The sequence below is a fragment of the Olsenella sp. KH3B4 genome, from assembly GCA_900111695.1.
Lineage (GTDB): Bacteria > Actinomycetota > Coriobacteriia > Coriobacteriales > Atopobiaceae > Tractidigestivibacter.
The window spans coordinates 70,253-82,736 of record FOHD01000005.1; the positions used below are offsets into that span (position 1 = coordinate 70,253).

Here is a 12,484-nt window from a genome sequence, read left to right on the forward strand (position 1 = left end):
AACGCGCTGCGATCTTTTCAGGGGGTGCAATTAAGCCGCAGTTTTTGTGCGAGCCCAGGGATTAGCCCGCGGACGGCGGGCGGTAGCGACAAGGCGCCCCAGGCAGTCGGCACCACTCCCCTAGGCAGACGTCGCCGCAGCTAGGTATACCGTACGGAAATCGGTCCCGGCAGCACGCGCCACCTCGAGAACGGACTCGTACTCGGGATAGGCGCGGAGAAGCCCGTCTCGCCCACAGACTTTCACGCGCACGGTACCAAAGCTCGTCTCAACGTCGCGCCAAGAGACGCTCATCACGCTTCGCTCCATACGCTGGCGGCGAATCCCGATGGTCGTGGTCTCGGCGAACACAAGGCGTTCGAGTGCCTCTCGGTGAGCGTCGTCGCAGATAATGGCCAGCTCGTAGGCGGGCCGGTTCTTCTTCATGAAGACGGGAAGGAAGTGGGCGTCGCGGGCGCCCGCCGCCATGAGGTCCTCGAGAACGGCGCCGAGCATCTCGCCCGTGCTGTCATCGATGTTGCACTCGAGCTTCCAGATCCAATCGCCCGGCACGGAGGTGCCGGGAGCGAGAGAAACACCCGGCGCGGGGGCGAGAGGGACTCCCGGTGCGGGGACGTCAACCTCCTCGATGAGCAGCGCCCTCAGAATGCTGGGCGGATCGTAGTCGCGCTTGCCGGCGCCCATGCCACATGCCTTAACAGTAAAGCGCTCCGGCAGCGCATCCGAGGTCATGGCTGCCGCGGCAATCGCCGCGCCTGTGGGGGTGACAAGCTCGCCCTGGCGCGCGCTCACGCAGAGCGGCAGCCCGGTGGCCGCGGCAATGTTCACCACGGCGGGAACCGGCACGGGAATCACCCCGTGCTGGCAGCGAACCATACCCGTGCCATCAACCACGCACGGCACGACAACCTTCTCCACACCCAGGCTGTCCAGGCAGACAGCGGCCGCCACCACGTCCACGATGGCGTCAATGGCGCCCACCTCGTGGAAGTGCACCTCGTCCACAGGGACGCCATGCGCCTTGGACTCGGCCTCGGCGAGAAGGTGGAAGGCCTTCTCGGCAAGCGAGCGCGCCCGAGGCGCAAGGTCGAGCGACGCAAGCACCTCTCGCACCTGCGCGTAGCTGCGGTGACCGTGCCCGCGCGCGCCATCGTGCCCGCACGCGTCACCAGCGGCGGTGCTCCCCTCCCCCGGCTTCCACTCGGGATCGTACAGGTACGCCATGTCGTGGTCGTGGCCGTCGTGCTCCTCGTCCAGCACCACGTCAAAGTCGCAACAGTCAAGGCCGGCCTTCTCGACGCGCCCCACGCGCAGCTCGAAGCCCTCACCCGCAAGCGGGGCCAGCGCCGTCCGCACGGCCTTCTCGCTGGCGCCCAAATCCAGCAGAGAAGCCACCGCCATGTCGCCACTGATGCCGGTCTGGCAGTCCCAGAAGAGCGTGCTCACAAGACGCCCCCTCCCACCGCAAGGCGGTTGATCTGCGTGGCAAGGTACGCCGCGCCAAACCCGTTGTCGATGTTGACCGTGGCCACACCGTTGGCGCAGGTGTTGAGCATGCTGAGAAGCGCGGCCAACCCGTTGAACGACGCCCCGTACCCCACCGAGGTGGGCACTGCAATCACCGGCACCGAGACGAGCCCGCCCAGCACGCTCGCGAGCGCGCCCTCCATGCCGGCGACCGCCACAACGCAGGTGGCAGCACGGATGCCGTCGGGCTGATCCATCTGGTCGAGCAGCCTATGGATGCCGGCCACACCCACGTCGTAGTGGCGCGTCACGCGGGAGCCGAAGAACTCCGCCACGCGCGCCGACTCCTCCGCCACCGGCGTGTCCGCCGTACCGGCGCACACCACGGCCACGTGCCCCACCAGCGGCACCGGCACCTCCGGCGCCACGCTCAGGATGCGCGAGACCGAATCGTAGGCGGCCTGGGGCAACACCCCCTGCACAAGTTGCGCCTGGCGCTCGCTCGCACGCGTTCCCAGCGCTCGCCCGTCCTCCTCAACCAACCGCTGGAAGATTTCCGGCAGATAGGCGTCAGGCTTGCCCTCGCAGAGAACCACCTCGGGAAAGCCCGTGCGCGCTTCTCGGCTGGTGTCCAGCTTGGCAAAGCCCAGGTCGTCATAGCCAACGCCATGCTCGCTCATGCGCGCGCCTCCCCCAGCGACTGGTTCATGGAGCCCGTATGGTACCCCGCCAGGTCCATGGTCACGTACGAGAAGCCCAGCTTTCGAAGGTCGGCGGCAACCTGCGCGGCGTTGGCAACGAGCAGCCCAAACTCCTCGGGCAGCACCTCGATGCGGGCGATGGGGTCCATCTCGCCATGGACGCGCACGCGCACCTGCGTGAGGCCAAGGTCGAGAAGCTCCTGCTCTGCCCGGTCCACCATGGCAAGGCGCGACCGGGAGATGAGCTCGCCGTACACAAAGCGCGACGACAGGCACGCAAACGACTGCTTGTCCCAGGTGGGAAGCCCAAGCTCGCGCGAGAGCGAGCGAATCTCGGCCTTTCGCAGGCCCACGTGGCGAAGCGGGCTCAAGATGCCCTGCTCCGCAACCGCGCGCAGTCCGGGACGGTAGTCGCCCTCGTCGTCCACGTTGGAGCCCTCGGCCACGTGCGCCAAGCCCCTCTCGCGCGCGATGCGGCAGATCCTCTGGAAGAGCTCGCTCTTGCAGAGGTAGCAACGATCCTTGGGGTTGTGGTCAAAGCCCGGGATGTCCAGCTCCTCGGAGTCCACGAGCACGTGCGCGATGCCCTCGCGCTCGCAGAAGGCGTCGGCCTCGGCCCGCTCGCGCTGCGGGAACGACTTCGAACGCGCCGTGACCGCCAGGCACTTCTCGCCCAGCGCCTCGTGCGCCGCATGCAGGAGCAGCGTGGAGTCGACCCCGCCCGAGAACGCAACGGCAACGCTTCCCTGCTCGCGCAGGTAGTCCACCAGCCGGCAGTACTTCTCGCGCATCTCGTCACTTACCGACGGCACGCGTCGCGCCACCGGGTTCTCGTTTGCCGTCTTCTCGTCCAAGAGCGTCGAACCTCCCGCCATAGGTGGCCGACAAGCCCTGCGCTTGCCAACCCAAGCATCATCCATGGTAGGAGATGCGGGCGGCATCGCACAGGAAACGATTTGTTGTGCAACAAGTTTTGGAAATCCGGACGAACAATGACGCTGTCAGCGGGTCAAAGAGAAAGAGAGGCAACACCATGTCGCGTACCTGCCCTTACTGCGGAAAAGCCCTTGAAGACGGCGCCAGGTTCTGCAAGCACTGTGGAAGGAAGGTCGATGGAATGCCAGCTGGGAACGCAACCTCGGCGTCTTCCGCGCGCATCGTTCACCCAAACGTCACCCCCAGCAAGCAGACCAGCCGATACCCCCATGCACTGGAGAAGGGCCGCACCAGGACCTACGACGCTGGAAGCAGCTCGGTTGTCATCAGCCGCGACAACATCCAGGTCCGTACAACCGAGCGCAGCATCATCGTCACCGACAAGACGGGCTACGAGGTCATCCCCATGCGATCCGTTACTGCGGTGGGGCTTGGGGCTGCCAACAAGTACATTGGCATTGCCCGCATGCTCATTATCTTTGGCGTCATCGCCGTGGTTGTTGCCCTCTGCGTAGCATCCCGCGAAGTATCCCAGGTAGGACTGCTGGGCGTTCTGCTCGTCATTGTCGGCGCGGTTCTCATCGCCATGGGCAACAGGGCAAGCGTCTATGTGGAGAACGGCTGCTCCAAGCACTTCCTGCCCGTGGTCTTCAAGGACACTGCCGAGGCAGAGGAGATCGTGAGAACCATCGCCGACACGTCCAACGCCGTGAAGGCAGAGTAGGACGGTCCGCCGACTCGCCACTACCTAAAGACCGCCATCAAGAGCGTGGATGCCACAATAATTGCCAGGCCCGTAAGCGAGCGCCTGGTGTAGGTCTCCTTGAAGACCGCCGCCGAGAAGGCCATGGCCACCACAATCGACAGCTTGTCGATGGGCACCACGACAGAGACCACGCCCGTCTGGATGGCGTAGTAGTAGCAGAGCCACGAGGCGCCCGTGGCCACGCCGGAAAGGCAGATGAAGAGCAGCTCGTGGCGGTCGATGCCGCGCACCTCGCCCAGCTTGCCGCGCATGGCGACAACAACCCAGGCCATGACCAGAACAAAGCAGGTGCGGATGGCCGTCGCGAGGTTAGACTCCACGCCCTCGATACCCACCTTGGCAAGGATTGACGTAAGCGCCGCAAAGACCGTCGAGCCCACCGCGTACCACATCCAGGAGCGGCCTTGGACGTCGTGGTCCTGCTGCCTGCGCTCAATCATGAGAAGCGTTCCCACGAGGATTCCCGCGCAGCCCACGAGCTTCGCGGCAAGGTTCTCGGTCTCGCCAAAGAGCAGGATGGCGAGAAGCACCGTGAGCACCGTGGAGCACTTGTCAATGGGCACGACCTTGTTGACGTCGCCCATCGAGAGCGCCTTGAAGTAGCAAATCCAGCTCGCGCCGGTGGCAAGGCCGGAGAGAGCCAGGAAGAGGAGCGACTCGGCCGTTATCTGCCCGATGGTAGTGACGGAGCCAACAACTCCCGCCATGAGCCACGCAAACGCGAGCACGACGATGGTGCGCACCGCCGTTGCCACATCGGAGTCGGTGTGACGGATGCCGCACTTGGCAAGTATTGATGTGATGCCCGCAAAGATCGCTGAGCCGACCGCAGCCAGAACCCACATGCGCATCCCCTCCCGTTGCGACGCATAGCAAGAGTTATCTTAGCTGTTCTCGCTCAGCGCCACGGTGAGCTCGCTCTCGTCGCGCTCGCCTCGGTCGTCATGGCCACCCGTCTCGGCGAGCAGGGCCTCACGCGCGGACGCCAGGTCGTCGCGCTGTTCGGCGGGAAGCTCCGGGTAGCGTGGGCCGCACTCCTCCAGCACGCGAACCATGGCCTCCGAGACGAGCCAGCGCGCGTAGAACTTCTGGTCGGCGGGGATGACGTACCAGGGTGCCTCCTTGGTGGCGGTGCGGTCGATGCACTGCTCATAGGCGTCCATGTACTTGGGCCATAGCTCGCGCTCGGCCACGTCGGACGAGGAGAACTTCCAGTTCTTTGCTTCGTCGTCGATGCGGTCGAGGAAGCGCCTGCGCTGCTCGTCGCGACTCACGTTGAGAAAGATCTTGAGGACGCGGTAGCCGTTCTCCCAGAGATAGCGCTCGAAGTCCCTAATCTGACGGTAGCGCTGCTCGAAGAAGTCGTCCTTGGGCGTGTCGAGCACGCGCTTGGGCATGCGGTACGTCTTCTGGAGGTCGTGCACGCGCACCACAAGCACGTCCTCGTAGTAGCTACGATTAAAGAGGCCAATGCAGCCACGGCGCGGCAGCTTGGTGACGGCGCGCCAGAGGAAGTCGTGGGCGAGCTCCTCGGAGGAGGGCTGCTTGAAGCTCGCGACGGTGACGCCCTGCGGGTTGAGGCCGGTCATCACGTGCTTGATGGTGGAGTCCTTGCCCGCCGCGTCCATGGCCTGGAGGATAACGACGACCCCCTCGCACCCCTCGGCGTAGAGCTTGTCCTGGAGCTCTGCCATGCGCTGGGTGTTCGCCTCGGTGAGGGCCTCGAAATTGGGTTTGAGCCTCTTCTCCACGTGGACGTCGGTGGGATAGCCATCGAGCTTGAAGTGGCCCGACCCGTCGAACCTACAATCCCTGAGCTTCTGGAACTCCATGTATATGCATCTCCTCGGGCTTCTCGACCGGCGCATTGCGCGCTCGTGCTACCTCTCTACCTACCCCACGAGGGCAGGTCTAACCCGCCGAACTTGCCCGAGCAACGCCGCCGCTGCGACGCTTGCTCTCCTCGTCCATAAATGCTGGTAGCGAGCCCGTCTTGGCTGCGTTTGCGATGTCGAGAAGTGCTTTTGCAACGGCATCTTCCGTCACGGGGCCAATGTGCCAGCGCGCTGCGGCCGCAACCTGGGGCGTCGCGTTGGACACGGCGACGGAGTTGGGCACGCTTTCGATGATGGCCAGGTCATTCTCGGAGTCGCCAAAGACGCAGACCTCGTCGAGGCCAATGCCCAGCTGGTCCATGAGGACCGCAAGGCCGGTCATCTTCGAGACGCCTGCGGGAAGGATGTCCAGCGTCGATGAGGTGGGGCTGGGGAACACGAAGTCAAACTCCGGGAAGTCGCGGACGAGCTCCTCGCGAAGCGCCTCCATGTGGGCGCGCGAGTGGTCGCTGTGGATGTTGGTCTTCACGTAGGTGCCTTCGGGGAGGCGCACGGACGAGCGATGAAACGCGTGGAAGGCCTTGGGATGGCGCGCGAGCTCCTCGTCGGTGATACCCACGCAGACGTCCTTGTCCCCGCTGTTGTTGTCGTAGCAGGTGAGGGCGGTGCGCTCGCCGTCGCGTTTGCGCAGGTAGGGCACGAGACGGGCCAGGCCATCGCGCGAGGGTAGCTTCTGGGAGACGATGCTGCCGCGCAAGCGGACAACCTGCCCGTTCACGAAGACGCCGGTCTGGAAGCAGTCCGCAGCGGAGGGCCCGAACATCCAGGACATCATGGCGATGGTCCGACCCGAGATGGGGCCGGCGAGCACGCCTGGCGCGGCGTTTGCGGCGCGCACGGCGGCGATGGCCGCGTCCGACGCGCGACCTTGGCCGTAGGGGATCAGGGTGTTGTCGAGGTCCGAGAGCGCCAGGCGTATCAAGGCGGCCTTCCCTTCTCGTGCGTGGTCTGCCGAGAAGAGCATACGGCAGCGAGGGGCGGTCCGGGGGCCGGGGCTGCTGCGGCGACGAGGCTGCGGCGGCGACGGGCATCCGCCGCCAAAACTGCGACTTAATTGCAGCGAGGAGAGAAGTCGCAAGCCACGTACCTGCGGTTATTCTCAGCGACGCTTGTGGCTAACTGCAATTAACCCGCAGTTTTCCAGCGGGCGGAGCAGAGCGCCGGCCGGCCGCCGCCGGCATCGGGCCTCATAACGAAAACGCCCCACCGCTGCAGCCATGCGGCGACAGCGGCGGGGCGACAAGCGCATCAGCGCGAGAGGAACAAGGGCCCCTACTTGGCGGCGCCGACGGTCTCCCTCTCCTCCTTGAGCTCGTTCGCGACCTCGGCGTTGAGCTCCGCGTCCTTCTCGGCAAGCATCTTTGCCTTCTTGTCGACGTCCATCATCGAGATGTCGTCCTCGTAGATCTTCTTGCCGGTGGGGTGCTCCTCAAGCCACAGGCGGTCACCCTCGGGCGCCCACTTCTTGGCGTACTCGGCCGTACGGGCGCACAGGTGGTCGACGTCCTCGGGCGAGGTGTACTCCGTGGACTTTGCGTTGGCTTCGTGAACCATCTTGGGCAGGACCTGCGGGTTCTCGAGCATGGGGCACGGACGCAGCATGTTGTCGTTCCAGGGCCAGTTGGCACGGTACTCCTGGAAGATGGGCTGCTGCAGGCACTCAAGCCAGCTCTTCTCGTGGATGTTGGCGTTGGAGTAGTGAATGAAGACGCAGGGCTCCACGTCGCCACGGGCGTTCACGTGGCAGAACACGCGGCCGCCGGCGATGCAGCCGCCCACGAACTCGCCGTCGTTCTGGAAGTCCATGGCCATGATGGTCTTGCCACCCTCGTAGTCGCGCACCTCGCGGATACGATGCAGCATGTACTCGCGCTGCTCGATGGTGGGCATGAGGTCGGCGTTGGCGCCCTCGCCCACGGGCATGTAGTGGAAGTACCACTGCCACAGCGCGCCATGCTCGATGATGAAGTCGTAGTACTCGTCGGACGTGACGTCCTCGACGTTGTTGCGCGTGTAGCAGGTGGAGATGCCGAAGGGCACGCCGTTCTTGGTCATGAGGTCCATGGCGCGGACGACCTCGTCGAAGGAGCCGTCGCCACGGCGACCGTCGTTGGCGGTCTTGAAGCCCTCGAGCGACATCGAGAAGATGATGTTGCCCAGGCGCTTGCAGTCGTCGCAAAGCTGCTGGTCGATGAGGGAGCCGTTGGTGAAGAGGCTGAAGATGCAGTCGTCGTGCTTCTCGGCAAGGCGGACAACATCCTTCTTGCGTACCAGGGGCTCGCCGCCGGTCATCATGAAGAAGTGGGTGCCCAGCGCCTTGGCCTCGGTGACCAGGCGATCCATCTCGTCAAAGGAGAGGTTGAGCCTGTTGCCGTAGTCGGCCGACCAGCAGCCGATGCAGTGCTTGTTGCAGGCGCTGGTGGGGTCGAAGATGATAATCCAGGGCACGTTGCACTGGTACTTCTCGGCAGACTGGGTGGTCTCGCGCAGGCCGCGGAACGCAGACTCGTAGGCGCCGTTCAGGACGGCGGTCTTGAGGATGTTGGGATCGACACGGTCCCTCACCAGCTGGATGAGGAAGTTCTCCCACTTGGAGCCAGGATAGAAGGCGCGGCTCAGCGAGTTGGCCATGTCGGGCGCGGTGTCGGCGAGAAGCTTGCCGCCCATGTCCAGGAACTTGTTGATGGCCTCCTCCGGATGATCACCCCTGACACCCTTGATTGCCTGGTCGATGACAACACCGAAAGCCTTTCGCTCGGCTGCGTGTGCAATTTTCGACTGCATAACCGTTCCTTTCGCCCAGTGGCGGCGGCCGAACTACCTTCGACCGATTTGTCGCACCTTTGTATGGACGGTCAAATATTTTGACCAAGATTTGAAAAAAATCAACCCGCATCGAGAAAGCCTACAGAAGCGTTTACAAAAGGCGAGAAGAACGCTGGGGCGAGCCCCGCGGTGCCGATTTGACGCCACGGCGGGGGTCTCATACGGAGTTGCTGCTGGAACCAGCCTTGTGGCGCCAGGTTGACGCCACGGCGGGGTTACGTACGCAGTCGCTGCGGAAACGCGCCCTCAGCGCCGCTGCCGCGGCATATTCTCGCCGACGGGCCAATCTCCCCCACCCCCGTTGCCGCCCACCCGACTAGAATAAAAAGGCTGCTGGCGCGCGCCCGCGGCATCCCCAGGCACACCCGCAAGTCCACCAGGTCATTTGGAGGCATCGTGACCATCGTCGACATGCTTCGCAAGAACGCCGAGCTCTACCCCAATGAGGTCGCCCTCGTGGAGGTGAACCCCCAACGGCGCGAGAACCGCCACATCACCTGGCGCGAGTACGAGCTCGTCGAGACCACGGACGATGAGCCGTTCCGCCGCGAGATGACCTGGCAGGTCTTTGACGAGAAGGCCAACCGCTTTGCCAACCTGCTGCTCTCGCGCGGCATCCGCAAGGACGACAAGGTCGCCGTCCTTCTCTACAACTGCATCGAGTGGCTCCCCATCTACTTTGGCGTGCTCAAGAGCGGCGCCACCGTGGTGCCTCTCAACTTCCGCTACTCTGCCGACGAGATCCGCTACTGCGTCGAGAAGTCCGACGCCGACATCCTGGTCTTTGGCCCCGAGTTCACCGGCCGCGTCGAGGAGATCGTGCCCCAGATCCAGAAGGGCCGCCTGCTCTTCTACGTGGGCGACGACTGCCCCACCTGGGCCGAGCCCTACCAGGAGCTCGTGGGGCTGTGCTCCTCGGCAGACCCCATGATCCCGCTCTCGGAGGACGAGGACGCGGCGGTTTACTTTAGCTCGGGCACCACGGGCTTCCCCAAGGCGATACTCCACCACCACCGGAGCCTCACCCAGGCAGCCATCATGGAGCAGAAGCACCATGGCCAGACGCACGACGACGTGTTTCTCTGCATCCCGCCCCTCTACCACACGGGCGCCATCATGCACTGGATGGGGTCGCTTGCCGTGGGCGGGCGCGGCGTGCTCCTGCGCGGCGTGAGCCCCAAGACCATCCTCGAGACCGTCTCCAACGAGCACTGCACCATCGTGTGGCTGCTCGTCCCCTGGGCGCAGGACATCCTTCTCGCCATCGAACAGGGCACGGTCACCCTCACCGACTACCACCTCGACCAGTGGCGCCTCATGCACATTGGCGCCCAGCCCGTACCCAAGAGCCTCGTGCGCCGCTGGCTCAAGGTCTTCCCCAACCAGCAGTACGACACCAACTACGGCCTCTCGGAGTCCTGCGGGCCGGGCTGCGTCCACCTGGGCGTGGAGAACGTTGACCACGTGGGCGCCATCGGCGTGCCCGGCTACCAGTGGGAGTGCAAGATCGTGGACGAGAAGGGCGAGGAAGTCGCGCACGGCGAGGTGGGCGAGCTCTGCGTCAAGGGTCCGGGCCTCATGGAGTGCTACTACAAAGATCCCGCAGCCACAGCCGAGACCCTCATCGACGGCTGGCTGCACACCGGCGACATGGCGCGCCAGGACGAGGACGGCTTCTACTGGCTGGTCGACCGCAAGAAGGACGTCATAGTGATGGGTGGCGAGAACCTCTACCCCGTGCAAATCGAGGACTTTCTCGCCTCCAACCCCGCCATCCAGGACGTGGCCGTCATCGGCCTGCCCGACGAGCGCCTGGGCGAGATACCCGCGGCGATCATCGAGCTCAAGCCCGGATGCGAGGACACCACCGAGGACGACATCAACGAGTTCTGCCTGGCCCTCCCCCGCTACAAGCGGCCGCGCAAGGTGATTTTTGCCGACGTGCCGAGAAACCCCACCGGCAAGATCGAGAAGCCGCTTCTGCGCGAGAGGTATGGGGCGACGCACCTGGTTGACCAGGAGAACAAGGCCTAGCGGGCCGTTTGGAGAAGAACCAAGGCGGGCAGTCCGCCGGGAGAGGAGAGCGCATGGGAAAGCAGCTACTGTCGGGCAACGAGGCCATCGCCGAGGGGGCGTGGTCGGCCGGCGTGGACGTGGGAACGGGATACCCCGGCACCCCCTCCACCGAGACCCTCGAGAACCTCGTGCAGCACGGTGACGTCTACTGCGAGTGGTCGCCCAACGAGAAGGTCGCCCTCGAAGTGGGCATTGGCTCTGCCATGGGCGGGGTGCGCACGCTGGTCACCATGAAGCACGTGGGGCTCAACGTGGCGGCCGACCCCTTCATGAGCGTCACCAACACGGGCATCAATGCTGGCCTCGTGCTTCTCGTCGCCGACGACCCCTCCATGTACAGCTCCCAGAATGAGCAGGACACGAGGAACTACGCGGCGTTTGACCGCGTGCCGTGCCTCGACCCGTCCGACTCCCAGGAGGCCTATGACTTTGCGCGCGCGGCGTTCGACATCTCCGAGCGCTTCGACACGCCGGTCATTCTCCACGAGACCATGCGCATTGCCCACACCAGGACCATGGTCGAGTGCGCCCACGAGCGCAACCTTGAGGCCGCCGCTCCGCGCGACTACCAGAGCCAGCCCAGCAAGTACGTCATGATGCCCGCCTATGCCGTGGCGCGCACCCGCGTGACCAACGAGCGCGAGGATGCCCTGGTGGAGTTTGCCGAGACGAGCGACCTCAACCGCGTCGAGATGCGCGACACCAAGGTTGGCGTCATTGTCGCCGGCGCCCTTTACAACCACGTGCGCGAGGCGCTGCCCGAGGCCTCCACGCTCAAGCTTGGCCTTACCTGGCCGCTGCCGCCCAAGCTCCTCGCGAGCTTTGCGGCTTCGGTCGAGAAGGTCTACGTGGTGGAGGAGTCCTGCCGCTACTTCCGCGACCACGTGGCCGCGCTGGGCGTCAAGCTCTCCGAGCCGCCCGCGGTGCCGCTCCCCCGCTCCGGCGAGATCTTCCCCGCCGACATCCAGCGGAGCTTTGGCGTGGCCACGCCCGCGCACCTCGAGGCCGCGAAGGACCTTCCTCCTCGCCCGCCCGCGTTCTGCGCCGGCTGCCCACACCGCCTGGTCTTCAACGAGCTGCGCCGTATGAAGGCCATCGTGACCGGCGACATCGGCTGCTACACGCTGGGTGCCGTCGCGCCCTTCCGCGCCGTCGACTCGGTGATCGACATGGGCGCCTCTCTCAGCATGAGCCATGGCATGGAGCTTGCGGGCGTGCCCGGGCGCACCAAGCGGCCCGTGGTTGGCGTCATTGGCGACTCGACCTTCGCTCACTCCGGCATCACGTCGCTTCTCGGCACCGCCTACAACGGGGGCAAGGGGACGCTGCTCATCCTGGACAACCGCACAACGGCTATGACCGGCACCCAGGGCAACCCCGTGAACGGCCTTACCCTCTCCGAGCAGGGCGCGCGCATTAGCCCGCTGGTGGACGCGGACGACAAGCCCTCGGTCCTCGACCGTCCGGCTGGGCGTCCGCTCGACCTTCCCGCGCTCTGCCGCGCCATTGGTGTCGACGAGGTCATCGAGGCCGACGCGCAGGACCTCAAGGCCGTGCGCGCGGCGCTCAAGCAGGCCGTCTCGCACGAGGACCTGCTCTCGGTGGTCATCTTCCGCTCTCCGTGCCGTCTGGTTGACCGCACGCACAAGCCCGCGCCCGTCATCCGCGACTGCCGCCGCTGCGGCACCTGCGTCCAGATTGGCTGCCCTGCGCTGGGCAAGGACGAGACCAACTACGCCATCATCGACCCCACGCAGTGCGTGGGCTGCGGCCAGTGCGAGCAGGTGTGCCCCTTTGGGTGCATCCAGTCCGAGTAG

At 65.1% G+C, this 12,484-nt stretch carries 10 protein-coding genes and 1 pseudogene; 4 read left to right on the top strand and 7 right to left on the bottom strand.

What is annotated here, in order from left to right:
* Positions 1-120: 120 nt before the first annotated feature.
* From larC to larE, 3 genes are read right to left on the bottom strand one after another with little or no spacing between them, the layout of a single operon-like run.
* Positions 121-1,446, bottom strand: a complete 1,326-nt coding sequence (gene larC / locus BMX94_RS05935; protein ID WP_091004757.1) for a nickel pincer cofactor biosynthesis protein LarC — start codon at positions 1,444-1,446, stop codon at positions 121-123.
* Complete coding sequence (gene larB / locus BMX94_RS05940) at positions 1,443-2,147, bottom strand: nickel pincer cofactor biosynthesis protein LarB (RefSeq protein ID WP_091004759.1); 705 nt, start codon at positions 2,145-2,147, stop codon at positions 1,443-1,445. Before larB ends, larC begins: the two co-directional genes overlap by 4 nt.
* The gene (gene larE, locus BMX94_RS05945) at positions 2,144-3,022 is read right to left on the bottom strand and encodes an ATP-dependent sacrificial sulfur transferase LarE (protein ID WP_218138464.1); all 879 of its coding nucleotides are present in this window, start codon (positions 3,020-3,022) and stop codon (positions 2,144-2,146) included. The genes larB and larE overlap by 4 nt, the downstream gene beginning before the upstream one ends.
* 179 nt (positions 3,023-3,201) lie before the next feature.
* Between larE and BMX94_RS10860 the strand changes: the two are divergent.
* Positions 3,202-3,273 (top strand): annotated as a pseudogene (locus BMX94_RS10860) (zinc ribbon domain-containing protein); the annotation flags it as partial.
* A gap of 12 nt (positions 3,274-3,285) precedes the next feature.
* Positions 3,286-3,828, top strand: coding sequence for a hypothetical protein (locus tag BMX94_RS05950; RefSeq protein WP_286160042.1), 543 nt, complete (start codon positions 3,286-3,288; stop codon positions 3,826-3,828).
* 20 nt (positions 3,829-3,848) lie between these two features.
* Here BMX94_RS05950 and BMX94_RS05955 read toward each other — a convergent pair whose 3' ends face one another.
* From BMX94_RS05955 to BMX94_RS05970, 4 genes are all read right to left on the bottom strand, one after another.
* The gene (locus BMX94_RS05955; RefSeq protein WP_091004764.1) at positions 3,849-4,715 is read right to left on the bottom strand and encodes an EamA family transporter; all 867 of its coding nucleotides are present in this window, start codon (positions 4,713-4,715) and stop codon (positions 3,849-3,851) included.
* A 39-nt stretch (positions 4,716-4,754) separates the two neighbouring features.
* Positions 4,755-5,702, bottom strand: coding sequence for a polyphosphate kinase 2 family protein (locus BMX94_RS05960; protein WP_091004766.1), 948 nt, complete (start codon positions 5,700-5,702; stop codon positions 4,755-4,757).
* A gap of 79 nt (positions 5,703-5,781) precedes the next feature.
* Entirely contained in the window at positions 5,782-6,687 is a 906-nt protein-coding gene (locus tag BMX94_RS05965; protein WP_177171351.1) for an HAD family hydrolase, read from the bottom strand.
* A 350-nt stretch (positions 6,688-7,037) separates the two neighbouring features.
* A complete protein-coding gene (locus tag BMX94_RS05970) occupies positions 7,038-8,549 on the bottom strand; it encodes a radical SAM/SPASM domain-containing protein (protein ID WP_091004770.1) in 1,512 nt (503 codons plus the stop codon).
* Positions 8,550-8,987: 438 nt separating this feature from the next.
* Between BMX94_RS05970 and BMX94_RS05980 the strand changes: the two genes are divergently transcribed.
* A complete protein-coding gene (locus tag BMX94_RS05980) occupies positions 8,988-10,625 on the top strand; it encodes a class I adenylate-forming enzyme family protein (RefSeq protein ID WP_091004773.1) in 1,638 nt (545 codons plus the stop codon).
* A 53-nt stretch (positions 10,626-10,678) separates the two neighbouring features.
* Positions 10,679-12,484: a thiamine pyrophosphate-dependent enzyme gene (locus tag BMX94_RS05985; RefSeq protein ID WP_091004775.1), complete on the top strand. Its 1,806-nt coding sequence runs from the start codon at positions 10,679-10,681 to the stop codon at positions 12,482-12,484.

What these genes read in the sequence shown, in the direction of transcription:
- larB (WP_091004759.1), bottom strand. Translation starts at nt 2,147, where the DNA reads ATGAGCGAGCATGGCGTTGGCTATGACGACCTGGGCTTTGCCAAGCTG.
- BMX94_RS05950 (WP_286160042.1), top strand. Translation starts at nt 3,286, where the DNA reads ATGCCAGCTGGGAACGCAACCTCGGCGTCTTCCGCGCGCATCGTTCAC.
- BMX94_RS05955 (WP_091004764.1), bottom strand. Translation starts at nt 4,715, where the DNA reads ATGTGGGTTCTGGCTGCGGTCGGCTCAGCGATCTTTGCGGGCATCACA.
- BMX94_RS05960 (WP_091004766.1), bottom strand. Translation starts at nt 5,702, where the DNA reads ATGGAGTTCCAGAAGCTCAGGGATTGTAGGTTCGACGGGTCGGGCCAC.
- BMX94_RS05970 (WP_091004770.1), bottom strand. Translation starts at nt 8,549, where the DNA reads ATGCAGTCGAAAATTGCACACGCAGCCGAGCGAAAGGCTTTCGGTGTT.
- BMX94_RS05985 (WP_091004775.1), top strand. Translation starts at nt 10,679, where the DNA reads ATGGGAAAGCAGCTACTGTCGGGCAACGAGGCCATCGCCGAGGGGGCG.